This is a genomic window from Streptomyces panacea (genome assembly GCF_040560175.1).
GTDB lineage: Bacteria > Actinomycetota > Actinomycetes > Streptomycetales > Streptomycetaceae > Streptomyces > Streptomyces panacea.
In genome coordinates, this window is record NZ_JARJHW010000043.1 from 24,666 (window position 1) to 46,611 (window position 21,946).

The window sequence follows — 21,946 nt, forward strand, 5'->3', positions numbered from 1 at the left end:
CTCGCGCGCGCACGGCTCAGCTCTGCCGGAGCGCCCAGGCGGGGTGCCTCGGATCGTCCGCCCGGACGAGGACGTCCGCGGTCTCGGCCGGGCCGACCTCCCGCTCGTACCGCTCGAAAGCGGGCAGTGTCCACTGCTCGCCCTCGTCGGTGCGACGGCGGAGCGCGGCCGGTGACAGCCGCAGATGCACCGTGAGGTCGAACGGGAACCAGTGGCCGAACAGGAACGGCCCGTGCACCAACAGGACACCGCCGGGCGGAAGTTCGACACGCGCGCTGCGGGTCGCACGGTCCGTCGCGGGGTCCCAGAGATCGGGCAGGACGCGGCCGGTTCCACCGGCCTCCACCGGCCCGAACACCTCCCGCCACAGGGCGCCCGTGTCGAACCAGCCGTCGAAGTACGAGTCGGGGTCGTGGCGCCCGTACTCGTACCGCAGCGACGCGGGCCGCAGGAAGCCACCGGTCCCGACGGTGAGCACCGAACGGCCCCGGAGCTGCAGGGCGTCGGCGAGCGCCTCGGCCGGTACGCCGGGGTGCGCGGCGGGGGCGCCGTCCACGGCGATCCGCAGCCAGGGGCTGCCGTCGTCGGCCTTGGTCTCCATGGCACGCTCCGCCAGCGCGTCGGTCAGCCGCTCCCAGGTGATCGCTTCGAGTCTCACCGTGCCATCTTGTCCCCGATCTCGGCCTCGCTCGCCGATTCGGGACGGACCGGCCGCAGGGGCGTCGTCCTGGATACGGCGGCCGTGGGCACGGTCCGTCAACGGCGGTACCGGCGCGGGAGACGAGCGCGGGGAGGGCGCGCGGACGGCGCGGGGACCACGCGAGGACGACGCGAGGACCACGCGAGAACGGCGCGAGGACCACGCGAGAACGGCGCGAGAACGGCGCGGAGGTCGAAAACGGCCCCCGTAGCGGGCATTTCTTCCCCATGACGGTTCGCGAACGCCCCCTGCTCCTCCTCGACGTCGACGGCCCCCTCAACCCGTACGCCGCGCGGCTGCCCCGGCCGCGCGGCTACACGACGCACCATCTCCACCCATCGAGCTGGCTCTCCCGCCAGACACCGGGATCCCGGCCCCACAGACGCGGATTGCGGGTGCGGCTCAACCCCGCCCACGGCCCGATACTCACCGGGCTGCCCTTCGAACTGGCCTGGGCCACCACCTGGATGCACGAGGCCAACACCATGATCGCGCCGGCCGTCGGGCTGCCGACCGATCTGCCGGTGATCGAGTGGCCCGAGCTCTTCGCGACGGATCCCGACGGCCTCTACTGGAAGACGCGTCACCTGGTGGAGTGCGCTAGTTTACCGACCGGCGAGCTCACCGGGACGCGCTCAACCTGGGGCGATGCGTCGCGGTCGTGTCAGGGATGGCCTGCTTCCTTCTCGGATGTCGGGCCGCAGGTTGGCACCCTGAGCCTCGCGGCCACCCGGCGTCACGGCATGCCCGCACCGTGACGCCCCGGCTGCACACTGCGGACGGGCTACGTCATCAACTCGATGTGCGGATGCTCGGGCTCCGCCGGGCAGACGAACAGGTGCTGCCGGTAGCCGCTGCCTATCTGGACCCCGGTCGCGTTGTAGCCGCGGTGGCCGGGGTACGGTCCAGCACCTGGGTGGGGGTGCGGAGACCAGCTGTTCCCGGCGTCGTCCCCTTCCTCGAACGTGGCGACGGTCATCAGGACCTCCATGCCGGTGCCGCACTCGGAGCAGGGCTGCGAGCTGGGGTCGGCGGAGTTCCAAGCGGGCCAGCCGCCGACCTTCCAGCCGGGTGCGTTGGACAGCACACAGTCGTAGTACGTGTCCGGGTCCATGTCTTCCTCTGCTGCCTGCGGCACACTCCATTGCTTGAGCTGCTCCCGCAGTTCTTCGCTCAGCTCCAGATGGTCGGGGTACTCGGTGATCTGCTCCGGTTCGAGCACGCACGGTTCCGGTAGATAGCCGTCGAACTGCACTGCGGGCGGCTCGGGGGGCGTGTCGAGGATGTCGGTGACGGCGGCTGCCGAACGCCAGAAGAGCAGGGTCCTGGGCATGATCGGATGATCGAAGGGGCACCACAGAACCTGCAGCAGGTCCTTGCCCTCCGGCGGGCTCAGATCGGGCACGTCCCGTACGTACAGCTGCGCGACGGGCAGCATCGCTATGGGGCCGTCGTACGACTGGACCGCCAGCCTCACCGGATACGTCCGAGGGGGCCGGATCCGCTCGAGAGTCTCCCGTTCCTCCGGAGTCAGGTCCCGGCCGTGCGAGGCGGCGAAGATCCGTCGTTCCAGCCGCAGATCCGCCGGGGACTGGCCTGGGTTGATGCCATCCACCACATGCGGTTCCTCGCAGTGCGGCCACGGCTCCTCAGCGGGCCACAGCAGCGGCCCGCCGATCGAGCTGTCGTGCCATGTCGGCGCCCCAGGGCGGGGGTGCAGGCGGGTCGCCGTGCGGGCCAGCGGAGCCAATTGGGGAAAGACCGCGGCAACGTCGATCGGCCGTGGCGGAGTGACAGGAGTGACATTCATGGCCGCAATCTTGCCAATCGCCTCTGACAACGGCCCTCGTGGCCGCCCCACGAAGAGCTCCGGCACGGGCGCCACCCGGGAGAGCGCTACCGCCGATCCGTCGCCGGCAGATGGCCCGCGAGCAGGTCCACGATCGCCGCGTGGATGTCCGTCCACGCGCGCGGTTCGTCGCCACGTACCACCTGGACGGGGACGACCTTGACGCGTCCATTCCGTCCGGACCGCCGCCGGTCAGGAGATGGCCCATCACGATCTCCATCCGCAGGCCGTGGCCGAACCTCTTGAATGTGGTGAGCCTCCATCCTCAGTCAGGCCCTTGAGATTCGAGCAGTTGGGCCTCAAGGGCGGCGATGCGTTTGTCGGCGAAGCGGAGGTTGGAACGGGCGCCTTCCAGTCGCTCCTGGAGCTTGCGATGCTCCTGGGTGAGCTGGTGAACGCGGTGCTTGAGGGTGGTGTTCTCGGTGGACAGTTGCTGGACGGATTCGCCAGGAACCATGGGGTCGAAGTCGCGTAGTTGGCCCATGAGTTCGCCAATCCGCTGTCGCTGAGCGAAGACCTCCTTCTGGGTTCGGTTCAGCTCGGCCTCGGCGTTCAAGGCTCGCTCCCGCCAGGACGCCTCGATGCGATCGTGCTGATCCTGTCCGAGTCGGTCATGCTGGCTGCGGCTGTTTTCCACTGCGGACTTCACGAGGCCACGTGCGTTGGTGTTCTCGTAGAGAAACGTGGCTGACACGCCCGCTCGCTCGGCGATGGCCCGGACGGTCAGGCGTCCGCGTTCCCGGCGGAGTTGGCCGATGGCCTTCTCGACCTGGTTGAGCTTGTCCTGGGTCTGCTGCCGACGGGCCTCGATGGCGGCGCTGGTGGATTGAGGGCCGGAAATCATGCGGCCGCTCCAGCGTCTTCGCGAGCAAGTTCATGGGCCCGAAAGGCGGTGCTCCAAACGCGTCCGAAGTAGTCCTGCGGACGCCGAAGGTCGAGGGAGAGGGCCTCGTCGAGGAGGCCGACTGCGGCCAGCGCCCTTTCGAGGCCGTCAATCGCGCGAGCCGTGGGCTCGAAGAGGTCGTTGAGGTAGTCGGCAGCGGCAGAGGTGGGGGCCCCTTCAGCGACCATGCGCCACTGCTCGCGCTTGCGCTGCCAGTAGACGAGGTCGGCGCCTGTCATGACGAACTTGTCGCAGTTGTGGCAGTCGAGTTTCCAGGGGCAGGCGTGCACCACCGCCGAAAGGCGGCTTCGTCGGTGTAGGTCACCGGGACGGGCTTGCCGAGGTCGGCCAGCCATCTGCCCCAGTTCTTAGGAAGATCGGCGCCGCCGGGCCGCCCTTCGCTCTTGTAGCGGTAGCGGTGCCGACTGCATAGCCCCAAGGGGCTTACCGCCTGGTCGGGGCAGACGTCGACCAGGCACTGGCCGAACGGCACGAACGCGGACTCAGACGCCAACCACACGTCGAGATCGGCTGACTGCCCTTGGCGCTGCTGCCGCAGACGGTGCTGATACCAGCGGTCCACGTGCAGTTTGCACAACCCGACCGAGCTGGCCGCCGGAATCCCCGGACAGATCAAGCAGTCCGGCGGGTCGTGCCAGGACACGGTCGGCAAGGGCCAGGCGTTCTTGAAAAAAACGTCCAGCCGCTGGCCTTCCCGCTTCAGATTCCGCCACTCGACATCGTGGTTGAAACAGAAGTCGGCCGTGGCCTCCCGCCCTCGCTGGCACTCCGGAACACCACAGATCCATCCGTAGACAGGATGATCTCCGGGCACCTTGATGACGTCCAGGCGGAACAGCGGATCGAAGGCGGGCGCGTCCATCAAGGCGGTGAGGAGCTCCAACCGGTCCCGCGTGGTTCGCCCGTCCCGCCCAGGAACGATCACCGGCAAGGCCCGCAATGCCAGTGCAGGGTGCGTCATGCGTCCTCACCCCAGACGGCCTGGAGAGCGGCCGTGAAGTCGGGCGAGTGCAGATCGGGGTGGCCATAGACCTCATCGACCATCCTGACCGACGACCAGTTCCCGACGGCCTTGGCCACCATCGAGTCGCCGTTCGTGACGTCGAGGACGTCGCTGGTGATCTGGTGGCGAAATGCCTTGGGCGTGATCCTTCCCGGCAGCCCGGCCCTGCGGCCGACTCGCCGCAGCATCCCGCGGGCGGCATCCGCGCTCCAGGGATCACCACGGTTCGGGCCGGCAAGCTGGATCAACAGCATCCCGTGCCCCGTGGCGTACTTTGCATACTCTGTCGTCATGTACTTGAAGTAGCTGCTGATCATTGCGGGACTGGCGCGGTAGATCTCACCACCGGTGACGACGTCGTCGACCACCCTCCACTCCGGTTTGATCTTTGCCGCGGCCCGGTTCGGATTTCCCAAGCGATGACAAATGTGCAGGTGAGGGTCCCTGCACTCACCGCAGGCCGCGTTCTCACGCAGGTGCAGGTCCATCAAGTGAAGACCCGTCAGCCCGCCCGGCCGCAGGCTGGTGTCCGACAGCCACTGCAAAACCATCTCGTCTCGGGCCGTGTTCATCACGCCCCGCAACTCGTCCTTGGCTCCCTCCGGCAGCATCTTCGGGTGCCGACGCCGCGGCGACCGCCTCGGAGCAAGCGGATTGACTGTCATCGACGTCTTCACATGCCCCAAGAGAGCCCGGTCCCGGTCCACTTGCGTCGGCAGCCGCGTAACCGCTAGGGCCTCTTTCAGGGAGGCGTTCACGCCCTTGCTGACGCATGCGTTGAGGTAGAAGCCCTTCAGGCATGCCGCCGCAACCTGCAAAGCCGAGGCACCGTACGGACGTTGAGGAGATACCGCCATGGCTGCCCATACGGCATCGGCACCTGAGCACCCACGGCCCCCAAGTAGCGGTGCAGGTCACGGATCGTGACTGTTTCGGTGGTCAGCCCCTCCCTGACCCGCCACCGCAAGTGGTCCACCAGGGAGTAGGCATACGTCTTCTGCGACCCCGAGCCCTCGAACAGCCGCAGATACGAATCCGCCTCCGCGTCGACCGCACAGTCCGGACGCACGATCACGTACGACCTGCCACCACCAGCTCGCTCCAGCACCTGGACGCGCAGATCCCCAAGGACCACCCGACTCCGTGCCGCCCTGCCTCCCCGATCGATCTCCCACACGTACCGAAGGAAACGGAGACAGTCGGTAAATCAGCACGGGATGCCCACGGGGAACACCCAAACGAGGGACACGAACACTCACAGAGCAGTTGGAAAAGGCGGCCGGCCGCCCCTTCGCCTGGGTCGACGACATGATCACCGACCTCGACACGACGTATGTCGCGACCCACCACGACGGGCCCGCCCTGCTGTTGCGCATCCATCCGCGACGAGGGCTGCGGGAGCGCGACTTCGAGACGCTGGTGCGCTGGGCGGAGTTGCCCTGACGGCACTCCGCCGACGCTCCGACCACACGCCGTCAGCACGCCGTCAGCACTCCGTACGGCGCTGAGAAGCGTTCACGGCTTGCCCTTTACGACGCTGTAAAAGCCTCGGGCCGAGGGGAGTTGGAGCACTGCCGCACCGGCCCGCACACCCGCCGGAAGACATCGTTCCATCCGGTTCAAATCCCTCCCGACCAGGCGAATCGAGCGGCCTGCGAATTTCTCTTCCACCATTGGCATGGACCTGTCCACGATCCTTGGATACGCTCCGGCGGGGGCGGATGAGAGCGCTCTCACTCGCCCGCTGTTCCACTGTTCCAACCCCACGATCGCTGGAACAACCGAAGGGCGAATGCCGTGAGACGCAAGACAGTTGTACGCACCGGTCTGTCCGCACTCCTCCTCGTCGGTACGTGGGCGACGGCCGGGCTCGCGCCCGCGTCGGCCGCTGCTCCCGACTCCGCGTCGACCTCTACTCCGACATCGATGTCAGCATCGACATCGAAGGCCGCCGCGTCCGAGGGCCTGCTCACCGCCATGCAGAAGGAATTCGGCCTGACGAAGAGTCAGGCCGTCGCCAGGCTCGCCGCCGAGAAGACGGCGACCGCCATCGAGAACAAGGCGCAGCGCGTGGCGGGAGCGTCGTACGGCGGCTCCTGGTTCAGCGCGGCCGACAACAAGCTGACCGTCGCCCTCACCGACGGAGGCAAAGCAGCCGCCGTGCGCGCGACAGGTGCCACGGTCAAGCTCGTGAAGCACAGCGAGAAGGCGCTCGACGCGACCATGAAGCGGATCGACGCGCTCTCCGCGCCGGCCGGCGTCAGCAGTTGGCGTGTCGACCCGAGGACCAACCGGGTCGTGGTGAACGTCCTCGCGTCGAAGAGCGACAGCGAGGCCGTCGCCGGCTTCGTCGCCAAGGCCAGGAAGACCGGTCCGGTGACGGTCGCGGAGACGACGCAGGCTCCCACCACCTTCGCCGCCGGGACCGTCGGCGGAGACCCGTACTACACCGGCAACGTCCGCTGTTCCATCGGCTTCTCCGTGCACGGCGGCTTCGTCACCGCCGGGCACTGCGGCCCGCGGGGCCAGTCGGTGCGCGGCTGGGACAACTCCGCCATCGGCAACTTCCAGGGATCGTCCTTCCCCGGCAACGACTACGCGTGGGTGAACGTCGCCAACGGCTGGTGGACCGTGCCCGTCGTCCTCGGCTGGGGCTCCGTGTCCGACCAGCTGGTCCGCGGTTCGAACGAGGCGCCCATCGGCGCCTCGATCTGCCGCTCCGGCTCCACGACGCACTGGCGCTGCGGCAACGTCCTGGGCAAGAACGAGACGGTCAACTACGCCCAGGGCGCCGTCCACCAGATGACCAAGACGAGTGTCTGCGCCGAGGGCGGCGACTCCGGCGGCTCGTTCCTCAGCGGTGACCAGGCGCAGGGCGTGACGTCCGGCGGCTGGGGCAACTGCAGTGGCGGCGGTGAGACCTGGTACCAGCCGATCAACGAGATCCTCGGCACGTACGGGCTGACGCTGCACACCGCCTGATCACCCGCTCACCGGACCTGATCACGACCACGGCCTGACGCGGGCCACGGCCCGCGGGCCGGAACGGAACCGCCGCCGGGTCGGCCCGGCGGCCGGTTCGCCCTTGATCGCCGGACGGTTCAGAAACCGTCCGGCGATCGAGTGCCGTGATCTCCGAAGCGAAGCCCGTCGATCCTCCCGGCCTGGACGAACGGGCCGTTCACCGTGCCACCACTGATGGTGTTGCTGTTGTCGAAGACCTGCTGCGGCGCGGGCGCCGTCGGTGCCAACTCATCAAGAAGTGCGCGGAGTTCGGCAGCAGCCGCCGGGTCGGCGGTCAGGGCGCGGCGGAGCCGGGAGCGCCATTCGGAGTGGACGTCGGCCATCAGCTGTTCGTCCTCGTCACGCTGGGCCGCGACCAGTTCGGCGCGGCCCGTCTCCAGGTCCTCCTCGACCGAACCGGAGGTGGCCGAGCCCCGCCCCGCGAAGAACGCGACCATCCGGTCGCGGGCCGCGCTCCAGCCGTCCGTCGCCATCTGCTGCACGAGGGCGGTCGCCCCCGCGGTCGCCAGTGCCACCAACTCGCCTTCCACCGCTCCCCCTTGATCCGTGGACGGTCACGGATACGAGCGTACCGGTTACCGTCCGATCAGGGCCGTGAGTGCGCCCACCGGGTCGGTGTCGGGGGTGCCGCGTGGCCACCAGTCCTCGCGGTCGCGGTCCGACTCGTAGCCGTACCAGAGCCCGTCGCGGCCGAAACGGAGCTGGAGCGACGGCTCGGAGAGGCGGTTGCGCCAGGGACGGAAGTGCGGGAAGTCGGCCGCCATGAGCGCGGGGCGGGCGCGGTCGAACGGGCCGGCGGGCGGGTCCCAGGACTCCTCCAGGACGGCCAGCCCCGCCCGGCCCCCCTGGCGCCAGGCGGCGACGGCGCGTGCCAGGTCCATGGGGCTGTGGTCGGTGCCCGCCGCGAGGTCGCGGTAGAGGGCGCGGGTGGAGGCGGTGAGCCCGGAGCCGGGGTGGGCGGCGGCCAGGCGCACGGCGTCCTGCCAGGGAGTGAGGCCGGCGACGGGGTCGATACCGGTCGCCAGGAACGTGTGCGCGCGGGCCGCCGCCTCGGTGGCGAGCAGATCGAGCGCCAGCGGGTCGGGGGCGCCCGGTGTGTGCGGATAGACGGGCGGGCGGCCGGGGTTGGCGGGCAGCGGGAACGGCGGCGGCAGGGTGCGCGACGGGTGACGGGTGACCGCCGTGGCCGCGTCGACCGTGGGCATGGTCGGTGCGGCCGCGGTGCGTTCGACGGCGGAGCGGGTGGCGTTGCGGCGGGTCAGATCGGCGAGGATCTCGTGCTCGCCGCGCCCGCGCATCAGGAACAGCACGAACGGGTCCTCGTCGAGCAGCCGCGCCGTCTGGTAGCAGAGCGCCGCCGCGTGCTTGCACGGGAACCCGTCGTCGGGGCAGGAGCAGTCGGGCGTCAGGTCACCCGCGGTCGGCAGCAGGTCCGCCGAGGCCGCGAGCGCCTGCGGCATGTCCTTGTCGAGAAGGGCGGCGATGTGGTCGGGGCGGGCCGCCGCGGCGTCCATGAGGTCTTCCCAGTCGCCGTCGCCGAGGGTGCGCAGGCGGATCTCCGTACGATACGGGCGCGGCCGGGAGCCGTGCACGTACGCCATGACACGGCCCGGAGTGACCGTGATCGCGTCCACGTGCCCGCCGTTCGCGTAGGCGCGCCCGCGTCGCAGCCGGGCCGGGTCCAGCGCGGCGCCCTCCATGGACTCCACCCAGGCGTTGCCCCACCAGCTGGTGGCGAAGTCCCCCTCGCCGGCCGCTCCGCCCGCCGCGCCGGGCCGGGACGGCAGCGCGGGAAACGTACGGCGGCGGTCGTCGTGCCGAGGGGCGCGCGGTGCGGTCATGAGGGCCTCCGGAGTGAGACCAGATCGGCCAGTTCACGGTCGGTCAGCTCGGTGAGGGCTCCCTCGCCCGAGCCCAGAACGGCGTCGGCCAGGGCGCGTTTGGCGGCGAGCATCTCGGCGATGCGGTCCTCGACGGTGCCCTCCGCGATCAGCCGGTGCACCTGCACGGGCTGGGTCTGGCCGATGCGGTAGGCGCGGTCCGTGGCCTGCTCCTCGACGGCCGGATTCCACCAGCGGTCGTAGTGCACGACATGACCGGCCCGGGTGAGGTTGAGGCCGGTGCCGGCGGCCTTGAGCGACAGCAGGAAGACAGGGGTCTCACCGGACTGGAACCGGTCCACCATCCGCTCACGCTCGGCGACGGGCGTGCCGCCGTGCAGGAGTTGGGACGGGATCGCGCGGGAGGTGAGGTGCGCGGAGAGGAGCCGCGCCATCGACACATACTGCGTGAAGACCAGGACCGAGCCGTCCTCGGTCAGGATCGTGTCGAGCAGTTCGTCGAGGAGGGCGAGCTTCCCGGACCGGCCGGTGAGCCGGGCCTGCTCCTCCTTCAGATACTGCGCCGGGTGGTTGCAGATCTGTTTGAGGGCGGTGAGCAGCTTCATGACCAGTCCGCGCCTCGCGATGCCTTCCGCGCTCTCGATGGCGGCCATCGTCTCGCGCACGACGGCCTCGTAGAGGGAGGCCTGTTCGCGGGTGAGCGGCACGGGATGGTCGCTCTCCGTCTTCGGAGGCAGCTCGGGCACGATGCCGGGGTCGGACTTCTTGCGGCGCAGCAGGAAGGGGCGGACCAGCCGGGAGAGCCGCTCCACGGCCTCGTCGCTCGCGGTGGTGCCCGCCGACCCCGCGTGTTCCACGTTCTCCACGAGGCGCGCGTGGCGGGCGCGGAAGGACTTGAGCGGGCCGAGGAGTCCGGGGGTCGTCCAGTCGAGGAGCGCCCACAGCTCGGAGAGGTTGTTCTCCACGGGGGTGCCGGTCAGGGCGACGCGGGCGGGCGACGGGATCGTGCGCAGGGCCTTGGCGGTGGAGGAGAACGGGTTCTTGACGTGCTGGGCCTCGTCGGCGACGACCATCCCCCAGGTGTACGCGGCCAGTTCGGGCGCGCTGCCGCGCATCGTGCCGTACGTGGTGAGGACGAAACCGTCCGTCACCCCGTCCAGCGAGCGGCCGGAGCCGTGGAAGCGGTGGACCGGGACGCCGGGTGCGAAGCGGGTGATCTCCCGCTGCCAGTTGCCGAGGAGGGAGGCCGGACAGACGACGAGTGTCGGGACCGGGCGGGCGCGGTGCAGATGGAGCGCGATGACGGTGATCGTCTTGCCGAGGCCCATGTCGTCGGCGAGGCAGCCGCCGAGGCCGAGCGAGGTCATCAGGTCGAGCCAGGCGAGCCCGCGCAGTTGGTAGTCGCGCAGGGTGGCGTCCAGGGCGGGGGGCTGCGGGACGGCCGCCGGGCCGGAGACGAGCCGGTCACGGAGGACGGCCAGCGCGCCGGTCGGGACCGCCTCGACGGTCTCGCCGTCCACCTCGGCCGAGCCGGTGAGGGCGACGGCCAGCGCGTCGACCGGGTCGAGCAGGCCCAACTCCCTTTTGCGCGCTTTCCGTACGAGGTCGGGGTCGATGACCACCCACTGGTCGCGCAGCCGCACGATCGGCCGGTGCGACTCGGCGAGCGCGTCCATCTCCGCCTCGCTGAGCGCATCGCCGTCGAGCGCCAACTGCCAGTTGAACTTGAGCAGTTCGCTGCTGTCGAAGAAGGGCGTGCCGTCCGTGGCCGAGCCGGGCGCGGGGCGTACGACGGCGGCCGCCGAGAGCGTACGGGCCAGCTCCCTCGGCCAGTGGACGGCCACCCCGGCGGCGGCGAGGCTCGCGGCTCCCGGACCGAGCAGCTCGTACAGCTCGTCCTCGGAGAGCGGCAGCGCGGCGGGGACGTCGTGCTCCAGCAGCCGGGCGAGCGGCGGCCAGACGCGGGCGGCGCGGCGGAGCGCGAGCAGGGCGTCGATCCGGGCGCGCGGTCCGAAGAGGTCGTCGCCGTCGCCCGCCCAGAGCCGGGCCGCGTCCATGACGAGCGTCGGGTCCCCGAGGCTGTGGATCTGGACGAGGGCGGCCCCCGCGCGCCGCTCCACGCCAGGCTCCTCCGGGGTCTCGTGGGTGGACGAGGAGTCGAACAGCTCGTACGCGGACAGATCGAGGCGCAGCGATACGCGCACCCCGGCGTCCATCCCGGCCGCCGCCTCGGCGGCCCACGAGCGGGCGCCGGGCAGATGCTGCGCGGTGTGCGCGGCGAAGGGCGCGCCCGCGGCGTGGGCGGCGGCGGGCGTACGGGGCAGGGCGTCGGCGACCGCGTCCAGGAAGGCCCGCACCAGCGCTTCGGGCTCGGGCAGCCGCAGCGGGAGCAGATCGGGGAGCGGGACGGCGTGGGCCTCGTAGGGCATGGCGGCGGCGACGGCCCGCAGCTGGGCGATGTCGTCCGCGTCGAGTGGTCCGGCCCGCCAGGCGTCGTGGTCGGAGGCGGTGAGGCCGGGCAGCAGCCGGCCCCGGGCCGACAGATGCAGCGCGTGCAGAGCCGCGGCGCCCCAGCAGGCGGCGGAGGGGTGGGCCGAGGGGTCGGAGCGGGCGCGGACCAGCAGGGGCACGGCGTCGGCGACGGGCACGAGGACGGCGGGCACGAGGCGCGTACGGACACCGGCGCCGGGATCGTCCTGATCGGCGGGATCTCCTCGGCCGCCCGGGGCGACAACCGTGAGGTCGGTCGTGGTGAGGGGGCCCGTGGTGAGATCGCTCGTGGTGAGGTCACCCGCGACGGGCGGCTCCCCCTCCGGGGCCCAGAACGCGACACGCCCGTCCCGTGGCAGCCCGGCGGGAAGGAAGACCGCGGCACAGCGCGCCAGCGGCGTCGCGTCACTCGACACGTGTCGTGTCATCGTCACCGACTCCCTCCGCCCTGGTCGCCTACCTGCGAGATCTCGTTACCCGGCGAGTCTAGGCGGGGGGTCTGACAGTGCCCCCCGTCACGCCTGAAGGCCGCATCCCTCAAGGCTTGAGGATGCGGTCTTCGGGCGCGGCGGAGCGGGTGGCCACGGATCAGACCCGGCGGCGCACCAGGGCGACGAGTTCCGCCGTCTTGTGCCGCCGGACCCGGGCGACCACGGCGAAGAGGACCAGGAAGATCACCGGCGTCAGCGCGTTCTCACCGTCGAAGACGGTCAGCTGAGTGATGAACGCGCCGATCATCAGGCCGCTGAGCGCGATCGCCGACACCCCCGAGAGGATCGGGATCACCAGCGCGACGGCCCCCGCCAGCTCAAGGACGCCCGTGAGGTACATGAACCAGTCGCCGAAGCCGATCGCGTCGAACGTCTCGGCCGCCGACGAGTGGCCGACGAGCTTCGGCCCCGCGCTCGGGACCGCCATGAACAGCGCCAGGACGATCTGGAGCGTACGGACCGTGATGTCCGTACGGCGCGAGGGCCCGGCCTGAGCGGTGGCGGCGGTGGCGGTGGTGGCAGGCGCGGATGCGGTCGGCGCGGTGGTGGACGTAGCCTCGGACATTGGGGGGTCTCCTCCGTTGTGCACGCGGTGTGCTTTCAAGGAGGTAGACACCCGCCCCGCCCGGAACTCATCGCTGTCCGGGCGGTGGGATCGACGAATTTCCGTCGGGAGGTGCGATGCCATGCGCACCGGAAGTGAACCCCTCACCGCGCGCAGCCCGCTGCGGATGCGCTGGTGGCTGAGCGTCTGGGGTCTGATCTGGACCGCCTTCGGCACGATCGCCTTCGCGGTCGTCGGCCGGCCGGGCTGGGCGATCGCCTGCGGGGTGCTGCTGCTGATCGTCGCCACCGACTTCGTGCTGGTCGTGCGCCATATCCGACAGGGATCGCGCTACCAGCCGGGGCGTGACGTACCGCCGTACGAAGAGCACAGCCACCGGGCCGACAGCACCGAAGACGCCGAAGGCGGCGGGAACGCCGACGCCGGTCGGCGGATCAGTCGTCGGAGTCGAAACGCGCGGCCTTGAGGTACTCGGGCTTGGGGTCGAGCGCCGCCGCCAGCCTGAAGTGCTTCGTCGCCTGCTCGGGCCGGCCCGCCCGCTCGTAGGTACGGGCCAGTGCGAAGTGCGCGAAGGCGTTGTCCGGCTCGCGCTCCAGGACCAGCTCGAACTCCAGCTCCGCGGGCCGCAGTTGGGCCGCCGCGAAGAACGCGCGGGCGCGCAGCAGCCTGGCGGCCGTGTTCTCGGGATGCGCCGCGATCACCGAGTCCAGCAGCTTGACCGCGCCGCGCGGGTCGCGCGCGGCCAGCAGCTGTTCCGCCGCGCGAAAGTCGATGACGTGGGTCTCGGGGCTCTCGGGCACGGTGGGATCCTTCCCCTCGGTCGGCGCTTTCAACGTCGCACAGGTTGCCGCTATTCCAAAAGGGGTACGCGGGGCGCGTCACGCGTCGCCGGCGGCCCGCTCGACCAGCCGCTCCCAGACCGCGCGGACCTGCGGCTCCAGCTTCTCCAGCGGTCCGTCGTTGTCGATGACCAGATCGGCGGACGCGGTACGCCGTTCGCGGGTGGCCTGGGCCGCCATCCGCGACCTGGCCTCGGACTCCGCCATGCCACGCACTCGTACCAGCCGGTCGAGCTGTGTCTCGGGCGACGCGTCCACGACGACGACCGTGTCGTAGAGCCCGGTCAGCCCGTTCTCCACGAGGAGCGGCACGTCGTGGACGACGATGTCGTCCGCCCCCGCCATACTCTCCAGCTCCACCGAACGTGCGCTGACCAGGGGATGGACGATGGCGTTGAGGATCGCGAGCTTGTCGCTGTCGGAGAAGACGAGCGAGCCGAGCTTCGGCCGGTCGAGCCTCCCGTCGGCGCTGAGGACGCCGGGCCCGAAGGCGTCGACAACGGCGTCGAGCCCGGGAGTCCCGGGCTCGACGACCTCTCTGGCGATCTTGTCCGCGTCCACCAGCACCGCGCCGTACGAGACGAGCAGTCGGGAGACTTCACTTTTTCCGGCACCGATCCCGCCGGTCAGGCCCACTTTCAGCATGCCTCGCAGCTTAGGGCGTGGACGGTACGTCTTACGAGCCGCCCGGACGATCTGGCGGACACCACCTGACGACCTGAGGTCCTACGCGTCGCCCTCCCGCTCGGCGAGGAACTTCTCGAACTCGCGCCCGATCTCGTCCGCCGACGGAAGCTCCACCGGCTCCGCCACCAGATTGCCCCTGCTCTCGGCGCCGGCCACCGCGTCGTACTGATGCTCAAGGCCCTGCACCATCGTCACCAGCTCCTCGTCCCCCTCGCTCAGCTGGCGCTCGATCTCGGTCTGGGTGCGCTGCGCCTCCGTACGGAGGGCGTGCGCGACGCCCGGCAGGACGAGTCCCGTCGCCGCCGTGATCGCCTCCAGCGCGGTCAGCGCCGCGTCCGGGTACGAGGACCGCGCCACGTAGTGCGGGACGTGCGCGGCCACGCCGAGTACGTCGTGTCCCTGCTCCATCAGCCGGTACTCGACGAGCGCCTCGGCGCTGCCGGGCACCTGTGCCTCGTCGAAGGGGCTGCGGTGGCCCGGCATCAAGTCGGTGCGGTTGCCGTGCGGGGTGATGCCGACCGGTCGCGTGTGCGGCACGCCCATCGGGATGCCGTGGAAGTTCACGGCCAGCCGGACGCCGAGGCGCTCGACGACCTGGCCCACGGCCGCCGCGAACCGCTCCCACTCGACGTCGGGCTCGGGCCCCGACAGCAGCAGGAACGGGGCGCCCGTGGCGTCCTGGACGAGCCGCACCTCCAGCGTCGGCGTCTCGTAGCTGGACCAGCGGTCGCGCCGGAAGGTCAGCAAGGGTCGGCGGGCGCGGTAGTCGACCAGCCTGTCGTGGTCGAAGCGCGCCACCACCTGGTTCGGCAGCGATTCGAGCAGGTTCTCGACGATCTGGTCGCCGGTCTCACCCGCGTCGATGTAGCCCTCGAAGTGGTAGAGCATGACAAGGCCCGCGGACTCCTGCGCGAGCGCCATGTCGACGACTGCCAGGCCCTTGGGCTCCCACTCGTACAAATCCTGCGGATCAAGCACGATTACCGGTCCTCCTCGTGTTCCTCAGGAAGAACGCACCTCCGGGCGTGAGCATTCCCCGCCCGCGCGTCCCGCATCCGGCCGCCGTGGGCCCCGCACCGGTGGCGCGAGGAGCAAGAGACCGACCGCGTAGGGCACTTGGCGCCGCGCCCCTCCCCGCCTGCCCCGTGCGGGCATGCGTGAGGCCCGCTCCCCGGGGGGAACGGGCCTCACGTCATGCTCTACCGCGATCGACTACGGAGTCAGAGCGTCAGCTCTGGCCACCGGCCAGCTTCTCGCGCAGCGCGGCCAGGGCCTCGTCCGACGCCAGGGCGCCGGAGTTGTCCTGGGACTCCGAGGAGTACGAACCGCCGCCGCCACCGCCACCGCTGCCACCGGAGGCCGCGGGAGCCGCGCCGGCCGGGGCGGCAGCGCCCTCGGCAGCAGCGGCCTCGTCGGCCTCGCGGGACTTGATGACCTGAGCCTGGTGCTGCTCGAAGCGGGTCTGCGCCTCGGCGTACTGGGTCTCCCACACCTCGCGCTGAGATTCGAAGCCCTCGAGCCAGTCGTTGGTCTCGGGGTCGAAGCCCTCGGGGTAGATGTAGTTGCCCTGGTCGTCGTACGAGGCAGCCATTCCGTACAGCGTCGGGTCGAACTCGACCGAGGCCGGGTCGCCACCGAACGCCTCGTTGGCCTGCTTCAGCGAGAGGCTGATGCGACGGCGCTCGAGGTCGATGTCGATGACCTTGACGAAGATCTCGTCGTTGACCTGGACGACCTGCTCCGGGATCTCCACGTGGCGCTCGGCCAGCTCGGAGATGTGGACCAGACCCTCGATGCCCTCGTCGACACGGACGAACGCGCCGAACGGAACGAGCTTGGTGACCTTGCCGGGAACGACCTGGCCGATCTGGTGCGTCCGGGCGAACTGCTGCCACGGGTCTTCCTGCGTCGCCTTGAGCGACAGGGAGACACGCTCGCGGTCCATGTCCACGTCGAGAACCTCGACGGTGACTTCCTGGCCGACCTCGACAACCTCGGAGGGGTGGTCGATGTGCTTCCAGGAGAGCTCGGAGACGTGCACGAGACCGTCGACACCGCCGAGGTCCACGAACGCACCGAAGTTGACGATCGAGGAAACGACGCCGGAGCGGACCTGGCCCTTCTGCAGGGTCGTGAGGAAGGTCTGGCGAACCTCGCTCTGCGTCTGCTCGAGCCAGGCACGGCGGGACAGGACCACGTTGTTGCGGTTCTTGTCCAGCTCGATGATCTTGGCTTCGAGCTCCTTGCCCACGTAGGGCTGGAGGTCGCGGACACGGCGCATCTCGACGAGAGAAGCCGGCAGGAAGCCACGGAGGCCGATGTCGAGGATGAGTCCACCCTTGACGACCTCGATGACGGTGCCGGTGACGATGCCGTCTTCTTCCTTGATCTTCTCGATCGTGCCCCAGGCGCGCTCGTACTGCGCGCGCTTCTTCGAGAGGATCAGGCGGCCTTCCTTGTCCTCCTTCTGGAGAACAAGGGCTTCGATCTCGTCGCCGACCTTGACGACCTCATTGGGGTCGACGTCGTGCTTGATCGAAAGCTCGCGAGACGGGATGACGCCTTCGGTCTTGTAACCGATGTCGAGCAGGACCTCGTCCCGGTCGACCTTCACGATGACGCCGTCGACGATGTCGCCGTCGTTGAAGTACTTGATCGTCTCGTCGATCGCGGCGAGGAATGCTTCCTCGTTACCGATGTCGTTGACCGCAACCTGCGGGGTGGTGGCGGTGGTCTCGGTGCTGCTCGTCATGTGGGTAAAGGCTCCGGTGCGGACATTGAGTCGTAGGTACTGCCACGCCGAGAGCCCGTATCGCCATCTGCCGGAGGCCGGACAGCCAAGGAAGCGCCATTCCCGATGTAAAAGGAGGCGCCTCGACAGCCGAGGGGACCTACAACAGATGCGAGCGCGGCCTGCTACGTCTGAGGCGCGCAAGCCCGCAGCGCAACCTTTAGCATACGGGGGCAGCCGGACAGGGTCAATGCGCGAAGGCGCACACCCGGGGCGGAACGCCCCATACCCGGCACAACAAGCGTTTCATGAGGCCACGATGGCCGCACCGTAGCCCAGGCCGCTACCGGCCGACTACAGCGCGGCACAGAGTCTTTGAGCCTCTCCGCACACTACGACGACGGGCACGATGAGCCAAGAGCAGGCAGAGCAGCAGGCGGAGCACGACACGGCGCGGGCGCCGGAGGCGGTGGACGCGGGGGCGGAGCAGGAGCCGGAGGCCACCCGGCGTGCGAGCGACGGCACCGAGAGCAGCCGCGCCAACCGGAGCTGGTGGAACCGGAACGCGGACGACTACCAGGTCGAGCACGGCACCTTCCTCGGCGACGACCGGTTCGTCTGGGGACCGGAGGGCCTGGACGAGGTGGAGGCGGAGCTGCTGGGGCCGCCCGAGTCGCTCAGGGGCCTCGACGTCCTGGAGATCGGAGCGGGCGCGGCGCAGTGTTCACGCTGGCTGACGAAGCAGGGCGCGCGCCCGGTGGCGCTCGACCTCTCCCACCGACAGCTCCAGCACGCGCTGCGCATCGGCGACGACGTACCTCTTGTGGAGGCGGACGCGGCGGCTCTGCCGTTCCGGGACGGCTCCTTCGACCTCGCGTGCTCCGCGTACGGCGCGATCCCCTTCGTCGCCGATCCGGTGGGGGTGTTCCGCGAGGTACGGCGGGTGCTGCGCCCCGGCGGGCGCTGGGTCTTCTCGGTGACGCACCCGATCCGCTGGGCGTTCCCCGACGAGCCCGGGCCCGAGGGCCTGTCGGTGACCGCGTCGTACTTCGACCGCACGCCGTACGTGGAACAGGACGAGCGGGGACGCGCGATGTACGTGGAACACCACCGGACGGTGGGTGACCGGGTACGTGACGTGGTGGCGGGCGGTTTCCGGCTGGTCGACCTGGTGGAGCCCCAGTGGCCGGCCTGGAACACCCAGGAGTGGGGCGGCTGGTCGCCGCTGCGCGGGAATCTGATCCCCGGTTCGGCGATCTTCGTCTGCGTACGAGACTGAGCGGGTGATCCGCGACGACGTCCTCGGCAGTCTGCCCGTCCGTACCGCCCTGCCGGCGCTGGAGGCGGCCCTCGACGGGCCGGGGTGCGCCGTGCTGTGCGCGCCGCCCGGCACGGGCAAGACGACGCTGGTGCCGCTGGTGCTGGCCGGGCTCGTTCGGCTCGACGGTGTCGCGCCGGGCCCGCGGCGGCGGGTGATCGTCGCCGAGCCGCGCCGGATCGCCGCGCGTGCGGCGGCCCGGCGCATGGCGTGGCTGCTGGGCGAGCGGGTCGGCGGCAGCGTGGGCTTCACGGTGCGCGGCGAGCGCGTGGTGGGCCGGGACACGGTGGTGGAGGTGGTGACCACCGGCGTACTGCTCCAGCGGCTCCAGCGCGACCAGGAACTCGGCGGCGTCGACGTGGTGATCATCGACGAGTGTCACGAACGGCACCTGGACGCCGACACGGTGGCGGCCTTCCTGCTGGACGTACGGGCCACGCTCCGTCCCGAACTGCGGCTGGTGGCCGCCTCCGCGACGACCGACGCCGAGGGGTGGGCGCGGCTGCTGGAGGACGCGCCCGTGGTGGAGGCGCGGGGAGTGACGCATCCTTTGGAGGTCGTGTGGGCGCCCCCGGCGCGGCCGGTACGTCCGCCGCACGGGATGCGGGTCGATCCGGCGCTGCTGACGCATGTGGCCTCCGTCGTACGCAGGGCGCTGGCCGAGCGCGCGGGCGACGTGCTGGTGTTCCTGCCGGGAGTCGGCGAGATCGGCCGGGTGGCGGGCCAGTTGGGCGGCCCCGACGACCTCGGCGCGGAGGTCCTCCAGGTACACGGCCGGGCGCCGGCGGAGGTGCAGGACGCCGTGCTCGCCGGGTCGGGGGACGGCAACCGCCGCGTCGTGCTGGCGACTTCGGTGGCGGAGTCGAGCCTGACCGTGCCGGGCGTGCGGATCGTGGTCGACTCGGGGCTGGCGCGTGAGCCGCGTACGGACCACGCCCGGGGGCTGAGCGCGCTCACCACGGTGCGGGCCTCGCAGGCCGCCTCACGCCAGCGCGCGGGGCGTGCGGGGCGCGAGGCACCGGGCGCGGTGTACCGGTGCTGGGACCAGGCCGAGGACGCACGGCTGGCGCGGTTCCCCGCGCCGGAGATCAAGGTCGCCGATCTGGCGGCGTTCGCCTTGCAGGCGGCGTGCTGGGGCGACCCGGACGCCTCGGGCCTCGCCCTGCTCGACGCGCCCCCGGCGGGGGCGCTGGCCGCGGCGCGGGCGGTGCTGGCCGCGATCGGCGCGGTGGACGCGGCGGGCCGGGTGACCGACCGCGGCGTCCGTATGTCCCGCCTCGGCCTCCACCCGCGCCTCGCCCGCGCGCTGCTCGACGGCGCCCGGGAGGTCGGCGCACGCCGGGCCGCCGAGGTGGTGGCGCTGCTGAGCGAGGAACCGCCGAGGGCTTACGGGGACGACCTGGCGGCGGCTTGGCGTACGGCGAAACGGGGCAGCGACGGGTACGCGGCGCGCTGGCGTCAGGAGGCCCGACGGCTGGCTTCGGCACTGCCGGGCGGCGGACGCGACGGTGGGGGCGCCGGCGGACGCGACGGCGCCGGGGCCGGGGCCGGGGCCGGTCCGACCGACGATGTCGTCGTCGGGGTCGTCGCCGCGTACGCGTTTCCCGAGCGGGTGGCGCGGGCCCGGGGCGGCGGTGCGTTCCTCATGGTGTCCGGGACCGGAGCCGAGCTCGGCGAGGGGTCCGGGCTGCGCAGCGCGCCGTGGCTGGCCGTTGCCGTCGCGGACCGGCCCGCGACGGCCGCGTCGGCGCGGGTGCGGCTCGCCGCCGTCATCGACGAGGACACGGCGCGCACCGCCGCCGCGCATCTGCTCGTCGCCGGCGAGGAGGTGCGCTGGGAGGACGGCGACGTCGTCGCCAGGGAGGTACGGCGGCTCGGCGCGGTCGAACTGTCCGCACGGCCGCTGCGCAAGCCCGACCCGGCCCGGGTGCGGGCGGCGCTGCTGGACGGTCTGCGGCGCGAGGGCCCCGGCACCCTGCTGCGCTGGACGCGCGACGCGGAGGCCCTGCGGGAGCGACTGGGCTTTCTGCACCGGGCGTTGGGCGCACCGTGGCCCGACGTATCGGACGCCGCTCTGCTCGACGGCGCGGACGACTGGCTGGAGCCCGAGCTGTCGAAGGCCCGGCGCCGCGCGGATCTGGCGCGTGTCGAGGCGGGCCAGGCGCTGCGACGGCTGCTGCCGTGGTCGTCGGGTCAGGCGGGGCGGCTGGACGAGCTGGCGCCCGAGCGTATCCAGGTGCCGAGCGGATCGCGCGTACGCGTCGACTACGGCGGGGAGCAGCCCGTACTGGCGGTGAAACTCCAGGAGTTGTTCGGCCTGACGGCGACACCGACCGTCGCGGGCGTGCCGGTGCTGGTCCACCTGCTCTCCCCCGCCGGACGCCCCGCCGCCGTCACGGCGGACCTGGCGTCCTTCTGGCGGGACGGCTACCGCGCGGTGCGCGCGGAGCTGCGGGGCCGCTACCCGCGCCACCCGTGGCCGGAGGACCCGACGCGGGCGGTGGCGACGCGACGCCTGAAGGAACGCCGGTAGGCCCGGGGCCTGTCGTGGAGCACCGGCCGCCGTGAGCCCCGCCCTTCGGCGCCCGCGGCGCCGGCGGCTGAGGTGACGTCTGCTGAAGTGACGGCGGCTGAAGTGACGGCGGTGCCGTGGATCGCAAGCCGGAGAGGGAGGCGGCTACGGCGGAGAGGCGCGGTACCGGGGCACGCGAGCCCGACGGGAGCGGCGGGACACTCCCCCGCTGGACAGCACGCACCACACGGCGACGCCGCCCCTCCGTCCGCGACGGAGGAGCGGCGTGTGTGCGCCGGTGCGGTGACTACGCCGCCGGGGCGGCGACCTTCAGTTCGATCGTCACCTTCGCGCCGCCCGCCGTCTCGATCTGGAGCAGGAACGTGCCCGTCGCGTCGTCCGCGAAGATCTTCGGCAGGACGAGCAGGCCCTGGGCGTTCGTCTTCAGGCCCGTCAGGGCGCGCAGCGGCTTGCCGTCCGCGTCCTTGAAGTAGGGGCCCTTGTCCGTCGCCGACGCGTCGTCGGCGGACTTGATCATGGTGGCCTTGACCGCCACACCCGGGGCGATCTCGCCCTTGTCGGTGGCCTTGACCTCGACGGCGTCGGCGAACTCCGTGCCCGGCGCCGCCGTCAGTTCCTTCTCGCCGGTCCTGACGACCGCGTCGGCCCGGCGCTCGGTGACCGTCGCCGTGAAGTCGAGGGCCGGGACCGTACGGCGCAGGACACCCGCCCGCACGGTGAAGTCGCCGGTCTTCTCGCCCGCCCGAAGCGCGGGTGCCTTGGCTACGCCGTCGGCGCCGCTCGTGACGGTGGCCTTCTTCCCGCCGTCCGCGAACGTCGCGTCCGTGTCGCCGACGATCGTGAACTGCACGGCCACCTTGCCGACGGCCTTGCCCTTGGCGTCCTCGCCGCGCACCGTGACGCGCTCCGCGAACGCCCCGCCGGCCGTGGCGGACAGCTTGCCGGTGCCCGCGTCCGCCAGCCGCTCGACG

At 71.2% G+C, this 21,946-nt stretch carries 20 protein-coding genes and 2 pseudogenes; 6 read left to right on the forward strand and 16 right to left on the reverse strand.

Annotated elements, in window-relative coordinates; translation table 11 throughout:
- Positions 1-16: 16 nt before the first annotated feature.
- On the reverse strand, positions 17-658 hold the full coding sequence (locus P3L51_RS13385; RefSeq protein WP_354605391.1) for a nucleoside/nucleotide kinase family protein: 642 nt from the start codon (positions 656-658) through the stop codon (positions 17-19).
- Between the two features lie 269 nt (positions 659-927).
- Here P3L51_RS13385 and P3L51_RS13390 point away from each other — a divergent pair, with 269 nt between their 5' ends.
- On the forward strand, positions 928-1,458 hold the full coding sequence (locus P3L51_RS13390) for a hypothetical protein (protein ID WP_354605392.1): 531 nt from the start codon (positions 928-930) through the stop codon (positions 1,456-1,458).
- Positions 1,459-1,484: 26 nt separating this feature from the next.
- Here P3L51_RS13390 and P3L51_RS13395 read toward each other — a convergent pair whose 3' ends face one another.
- The 6 genes from P3L51_RS13395 to P3L51_RS13420 form a co-directional block, all read right to left on the reverse strand.
- Positions 1,485-2,510, reverse strand: coding sequence for a hypothetical protein (locus tag P3L51_RS13395; protein ID WP_354605393.1), 1,026 nt, complete (start codon positions 2,508-2,510; stop codon positions 1,485-1,487).
- A 304-nt stretch (positions 2,511-2,814) separates the two neighbouring features.
- A complete protein-coding gene (locus P3L51_RS13400) occupies positions 2,815-3,393 on the reverse strand; it encodes a DUF6262 family protein (RefSeq protein ID WP_354605394.1) in 579 nt (192 codons plus the stop codon).
- Entirely contained in the window at positions 3,390-3,671 is a 282-nt protein-coding gene (locus tag P3L51_RS13405) for a hypothetical protein (RefSeq protein WP_354605395.1), read from the reverse strand. Before P3L51_RS13405 ends, P3L51_RS13400 begins: the two co-directional genes overlap by 4 nt.
- Positions 3,668-4,414 carry a hypothetical protein gene (locus tag P3L51_RS13410; protein WP_354605396.1) on the reverse strand — a complete coding sequence of 249 codons (747 nt, stop codon included), beginning with the start codon at positions 4,412-4,414 and terminating at the stop codon, positions 3,668-3,670. Before P3L51_RS13410 ends, P3L51_RS13405 begins: the two co-directional genes overlap by 4 nt.
- The gene (locus tag P3L51_RS13415; RefSeq protein WP_354605397.1) at positions 4,411-5,274 is read right to left on the reverse strand and encodes a tyrosine-type recombinase/integrase; all 864 of its coding nucleotides are present in this window, start codon (positions 5,272-5,274) and stop codon (positions 4,411-4,413) included. The genes P3L51_RS13410 and P3L51_RS13415 overlap by 4 nt, the downstream gene beginning before the upstream one ends.
- Positions 5,250-5,591, reverse strand: a complete 342-nt coding sequence (locus tag P3L51_RS13420) for a hypothetical protein (RefSeq protein WP_354605398.1) — start codon at positions 5,589-5,591, stop codon at positions 5,250-5,252. Before P3L51_RS13420 ends, P3L51_RS13415 begins: the two co-directional genes overlap by 25 nt.
- A gap of 131 nt (positions 5,592-5,722) precedes the next feature.
- Between P3L51_RS13420 and P3L51_RS13425 the strand changes: the two are divergent.
- Positions 5,723-5,899: pseudogene (locus tag P3L51_RS13425) on the forward strand (hypothetical protein); the annotation flags it as partial.
- Positions 5,900-6,253: 354 nt separating this feature from the next.
- Positions 6,254-7,438: a S1 family peptidase gene (locus P3L51_RS13430; RefSeq protein ID WP_354605399.1), complete on the forward strand. Its 1,185-nt coding sequence runs from the start codon at positions 6,254-6,256 to the stop codon at positions 7,436-7,438.
- A 119-nt stretch (positions 7,439-7,557) separates the two neighbouring features.
- Here the strand turns inward: P3L51_RS13430 and P3L51_RS13435 are convergent, their stop codons facing one another.
- The 4 genes from P3L51_RS13435 to P3L51_RS13450 form a co-directional block, all read right to left on the reverse strand.
- Positions 7,558-8,010 (reverse strand): hypothetical protein, encoded by a 453-nt coding sequence (locus tag P3L51_RS13435; protein ID WP_354605400.1) that lies wholly within the window; start codon positions 8,008-8,010, stop codon positions 7,558-7,560.
- 45 nt (positions 8,011-8,055) lie between these two features.
- Positions 8,056-9,321 carry an SWIM zinc finger family protein gene (locus tag P3L51_RS13440; RefSeq protein WP_354605401.1) on the reverse strand — a complete coding sequence of 422 codons (1,266 nt, stop codon included), beginning with the start codon at positions 9,319-9,321 and terminating at the stop codon, positions 8,056-8,058.
- Positions 9,318-12,239 carry an SCO1167/SCO6262 family helicase gene (locus tag P3L51_RS13445; protein WP_354605402.1) on the reverse strand — a complete coding sequence of 974 codons (2,922 nt, stop codon included), beginning with the start codon at positions 12,237-12,239 and terminating at the stop codon, positions 9,318-9,320. Before P3L51_RS13445 ends, P3L51_RS13440 begins: the two co-directional genes overlap by 4 nt.
- A gap of 160 nt (positions 12,240-12,399) precedes the next feature.
- Positions 12,400-12,867 (reverse strand): DoxX family protein, encoded by a 468-nt coding sequence (locus P3L51_RS13450; protein ID WP_354605403.1) that lies wholly within the window; start codon positions 12,865-12,867, stop codon positions 12,400-12,402.
- Between the two features lie 121 nt (positions 12,868-12,988).
- Here P3L51_RS13450 and P3L51_RS13455 point away from each other — a divergent pair, with 121 nt between their 5' ends.
- A complete protein-coding gene (locus P3L51_RS13455) occupies positions 12,989-13,333 on the forward strand; it encodes a DUF6343 family protein (protein WP_354605404.1) in 345 nt (114 codons plus the stop codon).
- Here P3L51_RS13455 and P3L51_RS13460 read toward each other — a convergent pair.
- The 4 genes from P3L51_RS13460 to rpsA form a co-directional block, all read right to left on the reverse strand.
- A complete protein-coding gene (locus P3L51_RS13460) occupies positions 13,302-13,667 on the reverse strand; it encodes a tetratricopeptide repeat protein (RefSeq protein ID WP_354605405.1) in 366 nt (121 codons plus the stop codon). The genes P3L51_RS13455 and P3L51_RS13460 overlap by 32 nt on opposite strands.
- A gap of 78 nt (positions 13,668-13,745) precedes the next feature.
- Complete coding sequence (coaE, locus tag P3L51_RS13465; protein WP_354605406.1) at positions 13,746-14,351, reverse strand: dephospho-CoA kinase; 606 nt, start codon at positions 14,349-14,351, stop codon at positions 13,746-13,748.
- 81 nt (positions 14,352-14,432) lie between these two features.
- Positions 14,433-15,371 (reverse strand): PAC2 family protein, encoded by a 939-nt coding sequence (locus tag P3L51_RS13470; RefSeq protein ID WP_354605407.1) that lies wholly within the window; start codon positions 15,369-15,371, stop codon positions 14,433-14,435.
- 250 nt (positions 15,372-15,621) lie between these two features.
- Positions 15,622-17,145 (reverse strand): 30S ribosomal protein S1, encoded by a 1,524-nt coding sequence (gene rpsA / locus P3L51_RS13475; protein ID WP_354605408.1) that lies wholly within the window; start codon positions 17,143-17,145, stop codon positions 15,622-15,624.
- A gap of 388 nt (positions 17,146-17,533) precedes the next feature.
- Here rpsA and P3L51_RS13480 point away from each other — a divergent pair, with 388 nt between their 5' ends.
- Together P3L51_RS13480 and hrpB are read left to right on the forward strand one after the other, a co-directional pair.
- Entirely contained in the window at positions 17,534-18,403 is an 870-nt protein-coding gene (locus P3L51_RS13480) for a class I SAM-dependent methyltransferase (RefSeq protein ID WP_354605409.1), read from the forward strand.
- A 4-nt stretch (positions 18,404-18,407) separates the two neighbouring features.
- Complete coding sequence (gene hrpB, locus P3L51_RS13485; protein ID WP_354605410.1) at positions 18,408-20,975, forward strand: ATP-dependent helicase HrpB; 2,568 nt, start codon at positions 18,408-18,410, stop codon at positions 20,973-20,975.
- A gap of 286 nt (positions 20,976-21,261) precedes the next feature.
- Here hrpB and P3L51_RS13490 read toward each other — a convergent pair.
- Positions 21,262-21,946, reverse strand: a pseudogene (locus P3L51_RS13490) (lytic transglycosylase); the annotation flags it as partial.